The sequence below is a fragment of the Novosphingobium sp. 17-62-19 genome, from assembly GCF_002256775.1.
Taxonomy (GTDB): Bacteria; Pseudomonadota; Alphaproteobacteria; order Sphingomonadales; family Sphingomonadaceae; genus Novosphingobium.
In genome coordinates this window covers 1-19555 of record NZ_NCII01000020.1, presented here as the reverse complement: position 1 = coordinate 19555, position 19555 = coordinate 1, and the positions used below count along the sequence as shown (strand labels likewise).

Annotated in this window: 15 protein-coding genes; 3 read left to right on the top strand and 12 right to left on the bottom strand. The window is 62.6% G+C overall.

Annotation, left to right across the window (positions count from 1 at the left end):
* Nucleotides 1–86: 86 nt before the first annotated feature.
* From B7X90_RS05540 to B7X90_RS05515, 6 genes are read right to left on the bottom strand one after another with little or no spacing between them, the layout of a single operon-like run.
* Nucleotides 87–503: a hypothetical protein gene (locus B7X90_RS05540; protein WP_292622466.1), complete on the bottom strand. Its 417-nt coding sequence runs from the start codon at nt 501–503 to the stop codon at nt 87–89.
* 12 nt (nt 504–515) lie between these two features.
* Nucleotides 516–1634: an alpha-hydroxy acid oxidase gene (locus tag B7X90_RS05535; RefSeq protein ID WP_292622464.1), complete on the bottom strand. Its 1119-nt coding sequence runs from the start codon at nt 1632–1634 to the stop codon at nt 516–518.
* The gene (locus tag B7X90_RS05530) at nt 1631–2614 is read right to left on the bottom strand and encodes an FAD:protein FMN transferase (protein WP_292622461.1); all 984 of its coding nucleotides are present in this window, start codon (nt 2612–2614) and stop codon (nt 1631–1633) included. The genes B7X90_RS05535 and B7X90_RS05530 overlap by 4 nt, the downstream gene beginning before the upstream one ends.
* Complete coding sequence (locus B7X90_RS05525) at nt 2614–3549, bottom strand: DUF4198 domain-containing protein (RefSeq protein ID WP_292622459.1); 936 nt, start codon at nt 3547–3549, stop codon at nt 2614–2616. Before B7X90_RS05525 ends, B7X90_RS05530 begins: the two co-directional genes overlap by 1 nt.
* Nucleotides 3550–3573: 24 nt before the next feature.
* Complete coding sequence (locus tag B7X90_RS05520) at nt 3574–4062, bottom strand: DUF2271 domain-containing protein (protein ID WP_292622458.1); 489 nt, start codon at nt 4060–4062, stop codon at nt 3574–3576.
* Between the two features lie 28 nt (nt 4063–4090).
* Entirely contained in the window at nt 4091–4735 is a 645-nt protein-coding gene (locus B7X90_RS05515; RefSeq protein ID WP_292622532.1) for a PepSY-associated TM helix domain-containing protein, read from the bottom strand.
* Nucleotides 4736–5102: 367 nt separating this feature from the next.
* On the opposite strand from B7X90_RS05515, the gene B7X90_RS05510 reads away from it, so the two are divergent.
* From B7X90_RS05510 to B7X90_RS05500, 3 genes are all read left to right on the top strand, one after another.
* Entirely contained in the window at nt 5103–7472 is a 2370-nt protein-coding gene (locus B7X90_RS05510; protein WP_292622455.1) for a TonB-dependent siderophore receptor, read from the top strand.
* 156 nt (nt 7473–7628) lie between these two features.
* A complete protein-coding gene (locus B7X90_RS05505; RefSeq protein WP_292622454.1) occupies nt 7629–8384 on the top strand; it encodes an energy transducer TonB in 756 nt (251 codons plus the stop codon).
* A 9-nt stretch (nt 8385–8393) separates the two neighbouring features.
* Nucleotides 8394–9077, top strand: coding sequence for a Fe2+-dependent dioxygenase (locus B7X90_RS05500; protein ID WP_292622452.1), 684 nt, complete (start codon nt 8394–8396; stop codon nt 9075–9077).
* 12 nt (nt 9078–9089) lie between these two features.
* Here the strand turns inward: B7X90_RS05500 and B7X90_RS05495 are convergent, their stop codons facing one another.
* The 6 genes from B7X90_RS05495 to B7X90_RS05470 all read right to left on the bottom strand — a co-directional run.
* Nucleotides 9090–9599, bottom strand: a complete 510-nt coding sequence (locus B7X90_RS05495; RefSeq protein ID WP_292622450.1) for a Rid family hydrolase — start codon at nt 9597–9599, stop codon at nt 9090–9092.
* Nucleotides 9600–9752: 153 nt separating this feature from the next.
* Nucleotides 9753–10775: a glycosyl hydrolase family 8 gene (locus tag B7X90_RS05490; RefSeq protein ID WP_292622448.1), complete on the bottom strand. Its 1023-nt coding sequence runs from the start codon at nt 10773–10775 to the stop codon at nt 9753–9755.
* A complete protein-coding gene (locus B7X90_RS05485; RefSeq protein WP_292622447.1) occupies nt 10765–11214 on the bottom strand; it encodes a hypothetical protein in 450 nt (149 codons plus the stop codon). The genes B7X90_RS05490 and B7X90_RS05485 overlap by 11 nt, the downstream gene beginning before the upstream one ends.
* Nucleotides 11211–14609 carry a cellulose biosynthesis protein BcsC gene (locus B7X90_RS05480; RefSeq protein ID WP_292622446.1) on the bottom strand — a complete coding sequence of 1133 codons (3399 nt, stop codon included), beginning with the start codon at nt 14607–14609 and terminating at the stop codon, nt 11211–11213. The genes B7X90_RS05485 and B7X90_RS05480 overlap by 4 nt, the downstream gene beginning before the upstream one ends.
* Before the next feature lies 1 nt (nt 14610).
* Nucleotides 14611–19026: a UDP-forming cellulose synthase catalytic subunit gene (bcsA, locus tag B7X90_RS05475; protein ID WP_292622445.1), complete on the bottom strand. Its 4416-nt coding sequence runs from the start codon at nt 19024–19026 to the stop codon at nt 14611–14613.
* Nucleotides 19023–19555, bottom strand: a 533-nt coding sequence (locus B7X90_RS05470; RefSeq protein WP_292622443.1) for a cellulose synthase operon protein YhjQ/BcsQ, incomplete at its 5' end; no start/stop codon positions are given. The genes B7X90_RS05470 and bcsA, both read right to left, overlap by 4 nt.

Sequence of the window (19555 nt, the reverse complement as noted above, 5' to 3'; positions counted from 1 at the left end):
AAAGAGGCTGTGCGGAGGGTGCGCGCAGTGGTGCAGCGCGAGCCTTGACGGCGGGCCAGATGCGGCCCGCGTCACCGTTCAGCCTGTCAGGCCAGCGCCGGTGGGCCGCGCAAGGGCGGGCGCAGGAAGGCAATGCGGGCTGCGCGCGGGGTGGTGGCGGGCGCAAAGCCCAGCGCTAGGATGAAGGCCAGCGCCAGCACCAGCAGCACCGGATCGATGCCGCCAAGCGCGGTCATCGAATGTCCAGCGAAGGGGCATTCCCCGCTGGCGCTTTTGCCTGCCTGCTTGGCTCCGGCATCGATCAGGCCGGACTTCATCGGAATCGCAATCTGCCGGACCGCGTGGTTGCCGATCTGATCGTCGCAGATCTGCACGGTGAACACTTTGGCGGTAGGGCTGATCATGAAACCGGTGGGCACCACGATCTTCATGCATAGCGCAATCAGGACCACCAGCAAGGCCAGATTGCGGTTGTTGCAGAGAAAGGCGCGAAGCGACGTCATGCCGCGCGGCGGTTAGCGGCGGTCGCCGGGATTGTCACGCACGAATTGATAAAGACAATCACTGTCGATTTCAGCCAGCGTCCGGCATCCGGTGAGTGCCATCGCCAGCTCAAATTCAGCGCGCAACACGCGCAGTGCATGAGCAACGCCGAGCGCGCCGGCGGTGGCGAGGGCGTGGAGAATCGGGCGGCCGACCAGCACGGCTTTTGCACCCAAGGCCAGCGCGCGCAGCACATCGGTGCCGCGCCGCACGCCACCGTCCATCAGCAGCGGCACTTGTCCGCCGACGGCTTCGGAAATGGCGGGGAGCAGGTCTATCGCGGCAGGCACGCCATCAAGCGTGCGTCCGCCGTGGTTCGACACGATCAGGCCATCGACCCCGCAATTGAGCGCGCGGCGGGCGTCTTCGGGGTCGACGATGCCTTTGAGCAGGATCGGCAGTTTGGTGAGGGTGCGCAGCCATGCAATGTCCTCCCACACCGGCACGCTTTCCAGCAGCGGCGTGCCGAACAGCAATGCGCCCTCCGGGCCGGGGGCAGGGTGGTTCATGCCTTCAAGGTTCACGGCGCGGATATGCGGGGGCAGGGTAAAGCCCGCGCGCGCCTCGGCATTGCGCACGCCGTTTACCGGGGCATCGACGGTGAGCACCAGCGCGCGATAGCCCGCAGCCTCGGCGCGGGCGACGAGGCGTTCGGTGAAGGCGCGGTCGGGCTGGATATAGAGCTGGAACCACAGCGGGCCGGGCGTGCCTTGCGCGATCTGTTCGATGGGTTGGCCTGCCTGCGTGCTGACGATGAGGGTTGTCCCGGTGGCTCCGGCAGCCAGCGCAGTGGCGGCTTCGCCATCGGGATGGCACAGGCCGTGGAAGGCCATCGGCGCGATCAGGATGGGGGCATCCATCGTGCAGCCGAACAGGTTGAGCGCGGTTGAGGCACCTTGCATTGAACGCAGCACGCGGGTGCGCACGGGCAGGCGGGCGAAGGCGGCGACGTTCTCGCGCAGGGTCCATCCATCGCCCGTGCCGCCATTGATATAGGCCCATGCGCCGGGGTCTAGGCGATCCTTCGCAAATGCCTCGTAATCAGCCAGCGCGGCGATTTGCGCGGGGATTTGCTTGAGCGGGGCTGTCACAGCATGGCTCGCAGTGCCGGGCTGAGCCACTCTGCGCCAGAGCGCAAGACAATGCGCGCGGCCAGATCATGACGGATGGCCAGCGCCTGCGCATCGGGGAGTTTGACCACGCTGAGCGCGGTAGCCCAGGCATCGGCCTCCATGCAGTGGCGATGCAGCACGCTGACCGCCGTGGTGCCGTGGATGGCGGGCCAACCAGTGCGCGGATCGAGCGTATGCGCGCCGCGTAGATAGTCGCCCGAGGTGGCGATCGAAAGCTGGTGCAGCGCCACGCGCAGTGGCGGCAGGGCAAGGCCGGGAGGGTTTTCCAGATCGACCCACCACGGGTCTCCATCAGGCCGCATCCCGCGACCGGTGCATTCGCCGCCGATCTCCACAAGTGCATCGCCTATGCCGTATGTGCCGAGCAGATCTGCGACGGCGTCCACGGCGTAGCCTTTGGCGATGCCGGATAGATCGAGCCAGAGACCGCCGGGCTGGTGGAGCGCTGCGGTGGCGGGATCGAAGGCCAGCTTGCGCCAGCCTGACACATGCAGCACCTCTGCAATGGCGGTGGCTTCAGGTTCTGCGAGGGCGGGGTTGGGACCGAGGCCCCATAGGTTGGTCAGGCGCCCCTGCGCTGGATCGAATGCTCCGTCACTTTCGCGCGCAACGTTCATGGCGCAGGCCATGACTTTGGCGAAATCGGGCGGAAGTTCGACGGCGGAGCCAGCCTCGGCGCAGTTAAACCGGCAAAGCTCTGACCGGGAGTCCCAGTGGCTCATCTGACCAACGACAGCGTCCAGACGCGCCTGAATTTTCGCCTTCAGGTCATCTGAATCAAGCCTTAGTCGGTGTGACAAGGCGGCCTGCACTTGCCATGTCGTGCCCATCGTCTTGCCAACGAGCGTGCAAACCGGCGCTGCGGGATCAAGTCCCCGCAGCGCCGCAGCATCAATCTCGGCCGGCACCGCAATGCGCGGCGCCGGGGCTGTGTCCATCACGGGGCAAGCACTTCCAGCGTTGCGGTATAGCTCATGCGGCGCTTGGCTGCCTTGGGGTTGGACGGTTTGTCATCGGTATGGCTGGCGTTGATCCAGTAGAACCCGGCAACCGGCCATTTGACGGTGAGCAGGCCTTCGGCATCGGTTTTCAGCTTCTGCGCCTGATCGGCCTCGCGGAAGCGGCGGCCACCGGGGACTACTTCCACTTCAAGATCAGCGGCGGGTTTACCATCGACGAGGAAGCGGAACTGGCCGGGTTCGTTGGAGACAAGATCGGTCGGCAGCGTGACGGGAACGAATTCCAGACCCTTGCCGGTGGGCTTGAACAGGGTATCGCTGGGCTCGCCCGCCGTGACGAAGAATTCGTTGCGGCCAGTCGTTTCGGTCAGGACGAGGTCGGTTGCGCCTGCGGGGATTTCGTCAATGGTGGCGACGATGTGGCTGGGGTCGATGCGGGGGCGTCCGCCCTGTGGACCATTGGGCGCACCCGCTGCTGGCGCAGCAGAAGGGGCAGGTGGCGTTGCCATCGCACGAGCGGCCCCACCCGGAGCGGGCGCAGGCCCCCGGCGGCGGCCGACCATCCATGGCTCACCATTCACTTTGAACGTGCCGCCAATTCCATTGTTTTCCATGCCGATGCGCCACGTGCCCGGCTTGTCGATCTTCACATCGAAGGTGGAGCGATAGCGCCCGCGCGATGCGTTTTCGACTTTGCCCATCGAGCCATCGGGTGCCCAGACCTTGATCCCGTCAATGCCCATAGCGTTGTGGTTGGGCTCAAACGGTGCTGTAGACGTCCCGGCATCCACGGTCACGCTCTGGACAGTGTCAGACAGCACAGTGATCGAGGGCAGAAGCCAAGCGTTGTGTGCGCTGGCGGGTGCTGCAATGCCAAACGCGGCGGCTGCGAGCAGAAGATACTTTGCGGTCATACGAGGAACCTTTCAGCTTGGAATTCAGCGGGCGGAAATGGTGATCGCACCCAGTTCGGTCTTGCCGCTTGCGCGGCCATTGGCGGCAGGAATGGTCAGCGGTACGGAAACCAGTTCGCGCCCGCCGTCTTCACGTGCGGCTTCGACGTGGAGTGTATAGGCTCCGGCCTTGACGTTGGTGGGGATGGTGATCCGGTGCGCGCCCGGCGCACGGGTTGCGCCGCTGACGCCGTTGGCGGGCAGCTTCAGGCTGCGGCCTCCCTTGCGCCACCACGTGCGCAGGTCCGCCAGCCACTTGGTGCCCGGTTCATTGCCAACTTTGTCCACATCGTACCACACTGCCAGCGTTCGCGCCTGCCCGCCGCCGACGGGTTCGATCCATGCGGCCACATAGGGCACATGATATTCCGAGGCATTGATGCGCGGAATCGTGATGGTGATGGTTCCGGCAGACGCGGCAGTGGAAACCGGGGCGGCGATTATTCCGGCAGCAAGAACTAGGCTTTTCTTCATCGGTCGAGGTTCCGTTCTTCGAAAAAGGTCAGTTGTGCATGAACAGCAGAATGATGATGAGCGGCACTGCCGTACCCAGCCCGACGAGCGGCCAGGTGGAGGGGCGATGCTTTGCGTGAAGCTGCAGCAGCAGAAAGCCGGTGATGGTGAAGATCACGCAGGCCACCGCCAGCGCATCGATCAGCCAGAACCATGCGGTGCCGGTATTGCGGCCCTTGTGCAGATCGTTGATGAAAGAGATAAATCCGCGATTGGTGCGTTCAGCTTCCATCGCGCCTGTCGCACGATCAATGCTGACCCATGCATCGCGACCGGGGCCGGGTACGGCAACATAGACTTCTGCGTCTGACCATTCGGCCGCAACGCCCCGCGCGTTGACGCCGACAAGGCGCTGAACATCGGCAGCCACGGTCGCGGGCAGGGGCTGGGCATCTGTCAATTCCGCAACTGCCGGCCCTTTGGCAAGAACGGCAAGCGCGGGAGCAGGCAATTGCGCCTGCGCGGTTTCAACCGTCGGTTCTGCTCCGATCGATGCGGCGTGGTTCAGCGTGAACCCGGTGATGGAAAACAGAAACATCGCAACCAGCGAGACAGCAGCACTGACCCAGTGCCATGTGTGCAGTTGCTTCATCCAGAATTGCCGTGATGATTTGCGCGGCCTGCTCTGCTTCATCTGGGCGACATTTGTACGCGCGACATTGCCGTCTGTGCTGCGGGTGTGTGCCGCATCCTGCGTGCCGCCAACGGCCTTCCGGTGTTCAACTACTTCCAAGAAATATCTCCCGCAGTCATGAGTCTGCGCACAATCCAGTTTGCCTATCCGACTATTGCGAACGATATGCAAGAGCGGAAATCGCAACGTTGTAGCAACACCACACACATCGGAATCGGCAAACTCTGTGACTGTTCCTCGGCGATTCCAGTGTTTTAACTGTTCAGAGAAGTTTGAGGAGGCAAACAACCCTCATTGACAATGCGAGTGACTCGCAATAGCGAATGGGGCACCGCGAAACATTTTGTTGCGATTGCAGGGGTAATGCATGTCCGATTCCAAGACCATTCCATCGTTTCTGGCGCTGAGCTGCGTAGGCGCCATGGCGTTCACCGGCCCGGCCCACGCGCAGGAGGCTGAAGGCAATCAGCGCCTTGGTGGCATGACGGTGACAGACACCGTGATCGAAGAGCCGCAGGTCAAGGTGGAGCGCGCGGCATCGCCCAAGTATACTGCGCCTTTGCTCGATACTCCCCAGACCATCACCGTCATTTCATCAAAGTCGATCCAGCAGCAGAACCTGCTCACGCTGCGCGATGTGTTGCAGACGGTGCCGGGCATCACATTTGGCGCGGGTGAGGGGGGCTTCGGCTATGGCGACCGCATCATCCTGCGCGGGCAGGACGCGAAGAACGATGTGACCATCGATGGCGTGCGCAGCGGTGCTTTCCAGAACCGCAACGAAACCTACAACATCGAACAGATCGAAGTCGCCAATGGAGCGAACTCGGTGTTCAATGGCGGCGGTTCGGTTGCGGGTAACATCAACCTGGTGACGAAGAAGCCACTGGCCAACGACCAGACTGTAATCAATGCAGGGGTTGGCACCGACAACTACTATCGCGGCACGGTGGACATCAACAAGCGCGTGTCTGATCTGATCGCGGTGCGTCTGAACGCCGTCTATCACGAGAATGACGTGCCCGGCCGTGATGTGGAATTCTATAAGCGATGGGGTGTTGCGCCTTCGGTCACGATCGGCGTCGATAGCCCGACCAACCTGACCCTGCAGTACGAACATATCGATGATAAGGGGATGCCGCAGTACGGGCTTCGCTATTATGCGAACCTTGGCGGGTTCCTTTCTGACTTCGATCGCGCGGGCTATTATGGCTTTGCCAACCTCGACAAGCAGAATTCGAAGACCAACGCAGTGCAGGCGATCTTCAGCCACGAACTGGGCGAAGGCGTTAGCGTTCGCAACCTTACGCGCTATGAACACATCGCGCAGGATACCGTCACCAGCCAGCCCACAGGCTCGTTCTGTCTTGCTTCAACCGGTCGGCAGCCGGGTACTGTTGCCGTGCCCCCGGTAGAGGCGGCCTGTCTTGCGACGGTTCCGGCAGGATTTTACATGCCCACCGGAGGGCGCGGCAATCAGCGCTTTATCAACAACAGCACGTTCTACGATCAGCTTGATCTCACGGCGACATTTTCGACCGCAGGGATCGAGCATTCGCTGGTGATCGGTGGTTCGGCGCTGTGGGAAGATTTTGACCAGACGCAGGGTAACCTCCCGCGCAATGCCGATGGCACGACACCCGCGTTCCCGCTAGTCAGCATTTCAAACCCCGGTGAAGTGGTGCAGGGGCCTGCTGGCTTTACCTATGGCAGCAATGTCTACACGGGGCCGGTCAACTTCATTCTGGGCAGCGTCAATCGGGGCAAGCGCCGGGCGATTTCGGGCTATGCCTTTGATACGATGAAGTTCGGCGAGATGTTCGAGCTGAACGGCGGCGTGCGGTATGAAAACGTGCGCGGATCAAACCGGACGGTTTCCTATGCCACGACTGGAGCCACGCTGGGGCAGGTCAGCGGCACGACTGGGCCGTTCGAGAACAACAACAATCTGTTCTCCTACCGCATCGGCGCGATTTTCAAACCGACGCTGGACACCAGCGTCTATATTGCCACGGGCACGTCGAAGAATCCGTCGCAGACGGCGGTCGATGGCTCGTGCGCCGCAGCATCCTGCAATCTCGCCCCTGAGACGACGAAGAACTATGAAGTGGGCGCTAAGGCTGACCTGTTCGACAAGAAGTTGCTGGTAAACCTTGCGTGGTTCCGCAACGACCGTGACAGCATCCGCGTGCCGTCGGGCGATCCCACGATCCCCGAACAGCGGCTGGACGGCAAGCAGCGCGTGCAGGGCATTTCGTTCGGCGCATCGGGCAATATCACCGAGAACTGGACGATTTCGGCCAACTACATGTACCTTGATGCCAAGATCCTGCAGGGCGTTTCGGACCTTGCACTGGCAGCGGGCGCGCTTGATCCAACGGGTGGCACGCAACTAACAAATACGCCTGAACATTCGGGCAGCCTGTTCACCACCTATCGCTTCGGCTTTGGTCTGGAATTGGGTTATGGCATCACATATCAGGGCAAGTTCCTGTTGAATTCGCCTTCTGCTGCACAGGTGACGGATGGAACCTATGTTCCGTATTACGTCCCCAGCTACACGATCCACCGTCTGATGGCATCGTATCCGATCACGGATCGTCTGATGGCGCAGGTCAACGTGCAGAACTTCACCAACGAGAAGTATGTCACGACCGTTCGGAACAACGTCAACAACAGTTGGGCGCAGCCTGCGCCAACGCGTTCGGCGGTGTTGAGCCTGAACTACAGCTTCTGATCCGGGGGGCAGAACTGAGCGAAGGGCCGTTCTGCATCCGCAGGACGGCCCTTCGTGCAATCACTGGCTTGTTTTGACCGGTGTCAATTCCCTATAATGCGAATGCGTTGCAAATAGCTCTTGCTTTTGCCACTGATTCGCAGTTGGAGTGCGGACATGTTTCTGGAACGCGAAACCTTCGTTGCGGCCGATTGGCTTGACGGGTCGCCCGCCGATCAGGAGTGCGTTGTCACGCCCGCAGCCGCCTATGTGCCATCGGGTGGCCGCTATGGCGAAGGGCGCAAGTCCAGCTTCTCAGGCATGGCTCTGGCGGTTGGCGTTCACCTCGCGGCGCTGCCGGTCCTCTTGGGTCTCGGCTATCAGGCAAGCGTGCAAAAGGAAGAGCGACTGGTTGCGGTCAATCTGACGCCGCCTGCGCCCCCACCACCTGCGGCTCAGCCGGAAAAGCCGCAGCAGCGCAAGCTTGAAACCAAGATCATTCCGCCGCCGATCCAGTTGGCCACCCCGGTGACGCAGCCACTGGTGTTGGCGGTGGCTGATGCTCCGGCACTGATGCAGACGGCGGCGATTACCGCACCGCCTGCGCCTCCGGCTCCTCCTGTGCCGCCCGCGCCGCCTTCAATCGTCAGTTCGGATTCGCTGGGTGCGCGCATGGTTGCGGGAAGCCCGCCGCGCTATCCGGTTGAATGCCGCCGCCGCAAGGAGCAGGGCACGGTGGAACTGCTGTTGATCCTGGGGATTGACGGTGCGGTGGAAGCGATCTCGGTGGCAAAGAGCAGCGGCTTTGCGCGGCTCGACGATGCCGCCCTGTCGGCGGTACGACGCTGGCGCTGGCAGCCTACATCGCGCAACGGCGCGCCGGTGAAAGTGCGCGGCGTGGTCGAAATTCCGTTCGTGCTGAAGTCAGCCTGAGGCACCGCCATGCTGTTGCCCATTCCCGCTCTTTTGGGGCCAGAAACGGTTTCGTCCCTGCGCTCGCTGATCGATGCGGCGGAGTGGGAGGATGGCAATGCCACTTCCGGTCATCAAGCCCGGCTGGTAAAGCAGAACCTGCAATTGCCTGAGGACAGCGACGCGGCGCGCGAAGGTGGCCGCATGATCCTTGCCGCGCTGTCAGCCAATCCGCTGTTCATCGCTGCCGCGCTGCCGAACCGCATTTATCCGCCCATGTTCAACAGTTATGCGGGAGGGCAGACTTATGGCCTCCATGTCGATAACGCCATGCGTCTGCGCGCAGGCACTGACTGGCGCGTGCGTTGTGATCTGTCGATGACGGTGTTTCTGGAAGACCCGGAAGCTTATGACGGTGGCGAACTGACTATCGAAACACGCTTCGGTGCGCAGACGGTCAAACTCGCAGCAGGGGATGCGGTGTTTTACCCCTCGTCATCGCTGCACATGGTCCAACCTGTTACGCGGGGACGGCGGGTTGCCAGCTTCCTGTGGATTCAGTCGATGGTGCGCGATGACGCGGCGCGCGCAAATCTGTTTGAGCTGGATCAGGCGATTCAGGCCCTTGGGCAGCAAGTAGGGCAGGGCGATCCGGGGATTGTTCGCTTGACCGGAGTTTACCACAACCTGCTGCGTCAATGGGCAGAGGTCTGATCCAGCTTTCGGTCAGCGCTTCTTCGCGGCAATCGCTTCAATCTCGATCAGGAACTGCGGCGCGACAAGCGCACCGACCTGAAAGGTTGAGCGGGCAACGGTTGTCGGGTTCTCAGGCGTCTTGAAAAACATCTTGAAGCCATCGTTGGCACCTGCAAAGTCCATTTTGCCCAGCGCCGGATCTGCCGCAACAAACAGCGTCAACTTGATTACATCAGCCATTGTATAGCCGCGCGCTTCGAGCAGTGACTTGATCTTCGTCAGCACGCTGATCGTCTGCGTCTTGGTATCGCCATAGTCTGCCAGAGTGGTGCCGGGCTTGGTGGGATCAATCGGCGAGGCAAGCTGCCCCGACAGGAAAATCATGTCCGTTCCGGCCTTCACCTCAGCCGAATCAAGCAGCAGCGCGTTTGGGTTGGACTGCACTTTGACCACTTGCGCCGATGCGGTGGCCGGCAACGCAACTGCGGCCAGAGCGAAGGCGGCGAGTGTGATGCGGTGGGGGAACAGGCCTGGCTGCATTGAAAATCTCCTCTGCTTCACCTGAACCTTAGGTGGGCAAAGCCGTCCGCTCGACTCCTTTGTTGGGCATTCAAGCGACCGCCAGATGACGGAAGCCAAAGCGCCTTGTCATGTAATTCGGCGGCAGGCGGATACGAGAGCTTTCCAGTTGCCTCAGTCAAGGCTGCGGCTGAGCAGTTGCAGGATGGCCGAATAGTAGTCCTGCGCCAGCGCATCGGGCTGTGTGGTTCCCAGCGTGCGTGCGAGCACGGCCATTCCACCTGCCGAAAGTGCGTAGGGAGCGTTCTCGCCCGATTGCACATCGATCCATGCTGGCACCTGCGCCCCGCTTGCCAAGAGACCGCGCCACCAAGTCACGACCGTTTCGGCCACCGCCATGCGGCGGCCTGCGCTGGCGTAAAGCGGAACGCGGATCGCGTCGAAGCCGAAGCGTGCGGGCTTGTCAGTGGCGGGGGAGAGCTTGCCATCTGCTGCCAGTTCGAACCAATCCACCGGTAGTGCCAGCGGGCCAAATCGCGCTGCTGTTAGCAGCTTTACGCCATCATCAATCACCGGCGCCCAGACGGCATCCCCATCCAACGCGGCGAACGCATCAAGCGCGGACCAGATGTAATAGGACGGGTTGATAACCGTGCGGCGCGCATCGGCAAAGCCCTCCAGACCCGGTAGCAGCACCAGATGGCCCGCCCGCTCCACCACCAGACGCGTGCGGATCGCGCTGCGGATTTCCGCTGAGCGCCGGGCATAGGCGGAGTTATTCCACTGCTTGGCTGCGCGGGCGAGCGCCCATGCAATCAGGATGTCACCATCGGTTGCATTGTTGCGGTCGGCCACGGCGACGGTTTCGCGCGGATCATACTTCCATGCGTGGAGTGCCATGTCGTCACGTGCCAATGTCTCAAATGTCCATCTGGCAAGCGAATCAAAGGTTTCGCGGTCATTGTTCAGGCAGGCCAGCAACATGCCATAGCCTTGGCCTTCGCTGTGGCTGATGTTGCCATTGCCATTGTCGATCACGCGCCCGACCGGCGTTATGAAGCGGTCGCGGAATTCGGCCCAGAAGCCTTTGCGCGGTTTGGCGTTGCCATTGGGAACCTTGGCACAGGCAGCGGTCAGCACGGCCATGCCGCCAAGAACGAATTCGCGCCGATCAAAGCGCAGGGAATCAAAGGCCATGACGCAGTTCGATGGTCCGTTCATGCCACGCCGCAGAAGTCTGAACGCCCGGCGCGCTGCCGAGGGCGCGGAAGCAGGCATCGCAGGCACCGCGCAGCATTTCCAGAAGAAGGGGACGAGCCGATGGAGAAAGCACGTCCGGGCGCATGAGGCCCGGATCATGTTCAACGACCAGCGCCATTTCTTCGGCGCGCAGGCGGCATTCACCAAGGCCCAGATCGCTCCAGAGGCGGTTTAGGTGCATCTCAAGGTCGTTTAGGTCCGTGACCTGATCTACCCGCAAACGTGCCGCCAGACGCTGCCCCAGCGCAAAGCCGAAGCCTGCAATCTGCTGCGCCGAAGCTGCGTCTGACAGTTCTGCAACCACTTCGGATAGGATCAGCGGAACGCCGGGCGAGCGGGTGCTGCCAAAGGCTTCGCGCAGGGGCATCTGGATCACCGGGTTCCTCCAATGGCTTGCCGAATTCCTATCAGCGAGCGGAATTCCTCGTATTGTCCGAAGCTTGTGAACGAAACGTTGCCACCTACCTGCGTATTGGGCGAAACCTTGTAATAAACCTCACCACCTGCCGAGATGGCAAATCCGGTGCGGCTCAGGCTGTCGTACCGCGCCCTTACATCAGTGTTGAGATCCTTCAGCGCATCAAGATTGGCCTGCAGCGCCGGATCGGTTGGGTAAAGCGCGCTTTCGTCCTGGCTGAAGCTCTGGAAGCCGGGCGTCAGGTTGGCCTTGATATCCAGCGTTTCGCTTTCCAGCGTGTAGTTGATCGGGAAGCCGATGGAGAGGAAGCTTTGCGGGCTGAAATAGCCGCCGTGGCCGTATGTGAAGTAGTTCTGGTTGTTGTCGTAGGTCTGATAATTGGCGTTGATCCCGCCCGTCAGTTGCGAGCGTTCGCCTTTGATTAGGCGCAGATAGCCGCCAACGTTGGCCTCAATCCCGCGATTGTTGCGCACACTGGTGCCGCGATATTGGTTGTAGGCCGCTTCGCCATAAACGCCGCTGCCGTTGCGATCATAGGAAAAGCCGCCGCCGCCGCCGGTGCGCATGACTTGCCCCCAGCGTTCGCCCGTCACCGGATCGCGCGTTCCGGCGTAGGAGACGATGGAATCGGTGACTGGCTTGCGTTCGACCCACGCTTTGGCCTGAACGCCGGGAGAAAGTTCCGGGGTGATGGCGGCGCGGAACGTGGCCTTGGTTTCGCCCATGCCAAGCGGCGTGGTGCCGCCTTCGACCTGTACGGTGCTATCGGCGTAGCCGAGTGTGAAAGCCACGCCTGAGGCCTGCTGCGTCTGTGCTGGCTCCAGCACAGCGCGTTCTTCATCGACGATGGCCTGAGCTTCGATCGTGGCGTTCTGGCCGAAGCGCGAGAGGCCAGAGCCGGTGGGGCGGCCGGAATCGATCACAACCGCTTCGGCACGGGCGCGAACGCGACCGCCGGCAAGGCCTGTCGAAAATTCGGCGGTGCCTTTGAGTTCGCTCAGTGCGCTGAGGCCGGTCTCGCCCTTGCGGCTGCGGTAGCCGGTCTGGAGATCGGCTCTGGGGCGGGAATCCTCGCTCAGCGTTTCTATGTCAGATGCGATGGAGGCAAGGACGGGATCGACCGGGCCGGTCGGGATGGCAGAGCCGTAGGCCATTTCCGGCGCTGGTGCCGTGGGCGCGGGCATTCCGAACGAGCCTGCGGGAACGCCACCCCAGCCAGAGGGCGCTTGCATGGCAACGGATGGGACCGGGGCAGCAGGCATGGCTGATGCATAGGCTTGCGGGGTGTAGGCAGGGCTGGTGAAACCGCCGCTGGCCGGGGCCGAAGGCAGGCGAGTGCCATTCCCCAGTGCGAAGGGATTGACCGCTGCGGGAGCGGGGGCGGCATAGACTTGTGCGCGGAAGGGGTTGCTGTCAGCCGTTCCGGGCATGGCGGCAAAGGGATTGGCGCCGGGCGCAATGTCTGTCGTGCCACCATTCTGGCGGGCGTAGAGTTCCCGCGCTTCCTTCAGCAGGCGCAGCGCAGTGCCCTTGTCGCCCCGATCCTGCGCCACACGGGCTAGCGTGAGGAGGACCTGATAATCGTTTGGATAGGCGGTCAAGGCGCGGTCGGCAGCCTGCTTTGACAGATCGCGGTCACCGGCTGCCTGTGCCGATTGGGCAAGGCCGAGCAGGGCTTCGCGGTTGCGCGCTTCGCGGACCAGCACGAGTTGATAGGATTGCGCGGCACGGGCGGGCATTCCGCCACTTTGGTAAAGGCGGGCGAGGGCAGATAGCACTTCGGCATTTTCAGGCGCAGCGTTCCAAGCGCCTTGGAGGAGATCGAATGCAGGGGCGAACTGGCCGGCAAGACGCATCCGGTCTGCCTGCGCAATGGCAAGGCCCGCCGACATGCGCCCGACTTCACGCTGGGCATCGGGCGAGGAGCCACCGAGCGCGGATGCCTTTTGCAGTGCAGCGCGGGCAAGGTCATCGCGCCCGGTAGCTGCCAGAACGCGCACCAATGCGTCGTATCCGCCCAGATCCGTAATGTCCCCATCAAGAGCGGATTGGGCGAGACTTGCGGCGGTTGCTTCGTTGCCCAGTTCATAGAGCGCACTCGCCACTTCGGCGCGGCGAGCGGCTGGTAGCGAGGGCTGGCTGGCGATTTGGCGCAGGGCCGATACAGCCCCGGCTTTCTGCCCGGTTTCGGCAAGAGCCTTGGCGCGGGAGATCGCCGCCTCGATCTTGATCGAGAGGGCAAAGTTGCGCATCGCGGGGCTGCGGCGGCTTTCGGGCACGCGTTCTACTAGGGCAGAGGCGGCGAGCAGGTTGCCGAGATCCTTGTTGATCAGCGCGGCGGCATAGAGCGCGTCGGGATCGGTCGATTGCGAAAGCGAGGCCACCAGCGATTCCGCTTCGGCGCGGCGTCCGCGACCGATCATGAAGCGGGCGAATTCATAGCGGATCCACGGATCGTTGCGATCGATCAGCAATCCGCCCTGAAATTCCTGTTCTGCGGCATAGTCGTCGCCACGCGCCATGGCGGCTAGCGCACGACCACGCGCAGCGCGGCTGGCAAGGCGGGCTTCGTCAGCCCCACCACCAGCGCTTGCCTGACGGTACAGGTCGGCGGAATCAGCAAAGCGGCCCTGCTTTTCATAGATCTGCGCCAGCAATTCGAGCGCGGGCTGCGGATCGGCATAGCCGAGGCGCACGGTATCTTCGGCAATGGCTTGCGCCTTGTCGAGGTAGCCTTTGCCGAGCGCTTCGCGTGCGTCCTCAATCCCACCAAAGAAGCGGGCAGAGGATAAAGCGTCGGCCCAACGGCTTGCACCTGGAAGGCGTGAGGCGCGTTCGAGCAGATCGCGTGAATCGGCAAAGCGGCTTTGCCGCAGACGCACGATGCCAAGGCCGCCAAGCGCATCGCCATCGTTACGATTGGCGGCAAGCGCGCGTTCGAAGCGCGTGGCAGCAGTGACAAGATCGCCGGAATCGAGCGCGGAAAATCCGGCGACACGGGCGGTTCCGGCAGTTGCGGTGGCTGGACGTGCAGGGGCCTTGCGCGGGGCAGGTGGGGCCTTTGTGACAGGCGCAGCCGCCTTCGGTGCCGATGCGGGCGCGCGGGCTGGTGCGGGAGCGGGCGCCGGCTTGGGCCGCGCGGGTGCCGCTTCCTTGGCTGTCGGATCAATTGCACGGGCGCGCCGCAGCGCCTGATCGGCAAGATCGTTGCGCCCCTTGCTGCGCCAGTAGGTTGCCTGATCCAGCAGCGCCTTGACCGCCGGGGTTTCTGCCAGCGCGACCGACGGAATTGCCACTCCGGCCAACAGCGCGGCGATGAGTCCGAGCCGGACCGAGCTTTGCATCAGGCGCATATCAGGCGTCCTTCTCATCATTGGTCGCAAGCCGCGCCTTGGCCTGACGGCTGAAGAACAGATAAGCAGGGCCGGTCAGCAGGAGGGCTAGCAGCAGCGTGGACAGCGCCATTAGCAGCGGGCGCTTGCTGAACCAGTAAGCCACCTTCATCCAGACTGGCAGTGAGCCTACCCAATAGGTCGGCCCGACCGCATAGCTGGCCATGCCATCGCCAGACGTGACCGAGAGATCGCCCTGAATCTGAGCATTAATCTTTGGATCGGCCATGCCATTGACCAGCAGCGGCAACTGGCGCACGTCATCCGCCAGCAAGGCGACGACGGTGCGGTCGTTGGCATAGGGCGAGCGGAAGCTGGCGATGCCAGAGAAGGCGCGGGCGCTCTGCACGATGGCAGCGACGTCTTCCGGGTCAGCCTCTTCGCGGTTGCTCAACAGCGCGCCGACATATTGCAACGGGGAGCGCTGTGCGACCTTGAGCGCGCCGCCTTCATAGCGGACAGGGGCGCTTGCAAAGAACTGGTCAGCGCCAGCCAGTGACGAATTACCGATCACCAGGATGTCCTGATCGGCAAGGCGCGAAGGCTCGATCCGGTCGGTCACGGTAACGCCGGTAGCGGCCGCGCCGGTGGCATCACCAAAGCGGCCCATCAGTCCAAGGAATGCCTCGACCGATGCGGCCGAAGGCGCGCCAGACATGATAACCGTTGTTTCGGCAAGATCAGGGCGCACGGTGAAGGGGTAGCCTGCGCCGGCAAATGGCGCGAGGTCGGGCATTTCGATGCCGTGGTAAGCATCGGTCAGATCGATCACCGATTGCGGCAGGACCGAGACGCGCACGTTATCAGGCAACATGCCGGTGCATTTCTGCTTGTTCGCCACGATCAGGTTGTAATCGAACACGATTTCGTTCTGGCCGAACAACGCGTAGCGAGGCAGGACGACGCTTTGGTCGCTGTCGTGGCTGGCGGCACCCTTCGTGCCGAACAGGCCGGTCCACCAGTTGCCCGACAATGGCAGGGTTTTGAGATACTGGCCGTTCAGCGAAACATCGAGGCGTGAGGCGTCGCGATCAAGCCAGTTGGCAACCGGATAGCGGTAACGCAGGTCGATCTCGCCACCTTGGCGCGGCCAGAAAAACAGGTCGGGCGCCACGCGAAAGCGCGCGGTCAGCGGGCCGGGAGGAAGCCCCATACCTTGCAAGGCGTAAGGTTCCACCAGTTCGCCGATGCGGATTGGACGGTCGGTGCTAAGCCAGCGTGGCGCGCCATAGCGGGGCCATGTGGGGATCCGCGCGCCGTCAAAGCTCATGCGCGTGCCGCCGAACACGCCTTTGCCGGTGGCGATGGCGCTGGCGGCAAGGCGTAGTTCGGCGTTGTCGCGACCCATGATGACGAGCAGCGTACCGGTCTTGTCACGTGGGTTGGCGATCACCGCCGCCGATGGGCCGGTGACGGCAAGGCCGAGTTCGGGCATCGCGCCGTTGCGATTGAGGAAGACCACCGCGTTGCCCATGGGGATTTCGCCGAACGCAGGCTTGAACGCAAAGCCGCGATAGCTGGCGAGGCTGCCGAGCCACGATGCGATGGGGGCGGCGGATTCCAACTCTCCGGCGCGGGGCTGGGCCGCAAAGACGAAGGGCACCTTGAGCGCGGAGTTGATGCCCTTGTCAAAGAACGGGGCGGGCAGGCGGGAAAGGTCTGGCCGCAACGGCAGATGCTGCGTGGTGAGATCGAGCCATGAGCGGGTATTGCTGATATTGGCCCAAAGCAAGCTGCTGAACGGGTCTTCACAATCGCGCGCGTAGTGGCCGATCAGGCGCAGGTTGAGCTGATTGTCGCCGGGAAGGAACAGCGCCGGGTTGACCGGAACGGTGATCACCTGCCCGCCCGAATTCTCCGAACGCAGCGGCACGATCTGCGCCACTTCGCCGTTAACGATCACCACAAGCTGGCTGCTGTCACCCAGCAGGGCCGGGGACCATGCCGTCTGCAACGTGATCGACGCCGCGCTGACTACCTGATCCTGACGAAGGCCAAACGGAATGCTTATTTCACCGCGTGTGCCCTGCAGGCGGATCGCGTTGCGGATGCGCAAGTCCTTGAAGGTGAGGCGTTCGGCGTTGAGGGCGGTGGTTGGCGCGGATGTGGTAGCGGCTGCCGGGGCGACCGCTGGAGCGGCGCGAACAGCGCCAGGCAGCATGACGTATCCCGCTGTGGCCAGCGCAAGCGCCAGACCGGCGGCCTTGGCGAGAGACGCTGCGGCAAAGCCGGTCGTCTTTCCTGCAGATGCTGCAGCAGCCTTGGCGTTTGCGGCCTCTTCAGCTTTCAGTGCGCGGCGCTCGGCAAAGTTGAGCCGTAGGGCACGTTTGACGGTCATGGCGTCGATCACGATTATGTCCTGAAGCGAGCGTAGCCCTGCGACGCGTTCTGGCGGTGCGGTGCGCTGCCAAGCGTCGGCCCGGCCCATGATGGCGCGTACGAGCTGGCGCGTGGCGATGTTTTCCAGCGGCAGGAACTTGACCGAGACAAAACCGTCGCGGCGGCGCACCTGATCTACGCGGATCGCAAGGTTTTCCGACCCGGTGGAAAGGATGACGTGCGTGACAGGCACATCCAGCGGAGCAGCGCCAGTGGGTAGGTCTAATGCTGCACCGCCCATTGAGATGTCTGACGTCACACCTTTGGCGACGTGGCCGGACGCGAAGTGGACGGTGACCGGCAACCGAGCCTGAAGGCGGATTTCCTGCCGTGCCTGCCGCGTCTCGCGCGCTACGGATACGGCGGCGAGCAGGAGGATAAGGCTGAAGCTTGCCCAGGCAAGGTTGAGCGCCAGCGTATCAAGCTGGACGTTGAAGTATTGCGGGAAGAACAGATACTTGCCGATCGCGAGCAGCATTCCACTCACCAGCAGGCCTACCGTGATCAGGTGCGGCTTGACGATGGCCCAATCGAAATAGGTCCGATCCAGCAATCCGCCCTTGTCGGTCACGTTGAACTTGCCCTTGCGTGGCTGGAACCACGTGATGACCGTGGGCGCGACAAGGTGGAAGGCCAGGATCGTCTCGTAGATCTCGCCCCAGAACGGACGCCGCCAGCCAACCTGCTGCCGTTCCGACGCCACTTGCGAGCAGAACAGGTGGGGCAGGGCATAGGCGAAGATCAGCGAGGCCGAGGCCTGAATGATGTTCTGACCGAAGATCAGATAGGCCAGCGGGCTGGTAAGGAACACGATGCGCGGCAGCGGAAACTGGAAGTGCAGCATGGCATTGAGGTAGCAAAGCCGTTGCTGCCACTTCAGGCCTTTGCCCATCAGCGGGTTATCGATGCGCATGATCTGCGTCATCCCGCGCGCCCAGCGGATGCGCTGGCCGATGTGGACGACGAGGCGTTCGGTGGCGAGCCCCGCAGAAAGGCGCGCCGAGATATAGGCGGTGTTCCAGCCCATGCGCTGAAGCTTGAGCGCGGTGTGGGCGTCCTCGGTCACCGTCTCGCCCGCAAAGCCGTTGGTCTGCATCAGCGCTTCGCGGCGGATCACAGCGCACGATCCGCAGAAGAATGTGGCGTTCCACAGGTCGTTGCCGTCCTGCACGGGGTTATAGAACAGATCGCCTTCGCCGGGCATATCGCGCACGGGTGCCAGATTGCGCTGCACCGGATCGGGCGAATAGAAGAAGTGCGGCGTCTGCATCAGCGCCAGCTTGGTGTCCTTCTGGAACCAGCCCAGGGTGAGTTGCAGGAACGAACGCGTGGGCACGTGATCACAATCGAAAATTGCGATCAGTTCGCCATCGGTCTTCTTCATCGCGGCGTTGAGATTGCCGGCCTTGGCGTGCAGGTTGTTGTCCCGGGTGATGTAGCCGCAGCCCGCCTCACGGGCGAAGGCGCGGAATTCGGGGCGGCGGCCATCGTCGAGGATGTAAACCCGGAACCGGTCCGCCGGATAATCCATGTCCATCGCTGCGTAGACCGTGTTGCGGACGATATCGAGGCTCTCGTTGTAGGTCGGCACATAGACATCTACGGTCGGCCACTGGTGCGGCTCGCCCTCGATCTCCACCGGCGGGCGTTCAAGCGGCCAACTTGTCTGTAAGAAGCCCAGCAGCAGGAGAACCCATGCATAAAGCTCGGCCAGATATAGCCCGCTGCCGAACAGAAATTCGGGGAGGGTGTTGAACTGCAGCGTCTGCGTGGTGCGCCAGAACATGTAGCGCGATGACGTGAGGATCGCGAGGATACCCAGCGTCAGCGCAGCCCTGCGCGAACCACGGCGCGAAAGGATCATCGTGCCGATTACAGTGCCACCAGCCATCAACCACTGTTGGTGCAGATCGAGCGGAACGCCGATCACGACGATCGCCGCAAAGATCACAGCACCGATAGCAAACCATGGCGCAAGCTTTTGGTAAAGGCGGTTCATGCGGCGTTGCTTCTGTCAGGTGTCTCAGTGGACAAGGCCGGGATGCCAAGCACCGCAATCCGTGCGGCAATGGCTGCAATATCGGCAAGAGCTGCGCTGGCCGGAGAATGCCGCGCAAGGGGCTGCATCATCGCACCCGCTTCTGCCACCGCTTCGTCGGCGTGGACGGTGGCGATCAACCGGGGGCCAAGCAGTTCGCGCACAAAGCTGGCTGCGTGCCGTCCAAGCCGCCGGGTATCGTCGCAGCGATTGAGTAGGAAGAACGTTTCGGCAGGCAGGCTATCAAGCGCTGCCGGCATATCGTACAGACATTCCGCCGAGGGCACGAGCACGCAGATTTCAAGATCAGCATGAGGCCGCAGTTGCGCCGCCGCACTGGCATCTGCGCCGGAGAGGTCGGCTATGTGAATCACATCTCCAGCGAAACTGAAATCTGGAGGGTTCTGTGAGGTCGCGCGTCGCTGAGGGTCGGGTTTGGCGCTGTGCGCGACCTCATTGAAGCCGGATTGAGCGAACCCGTTGACGCGCG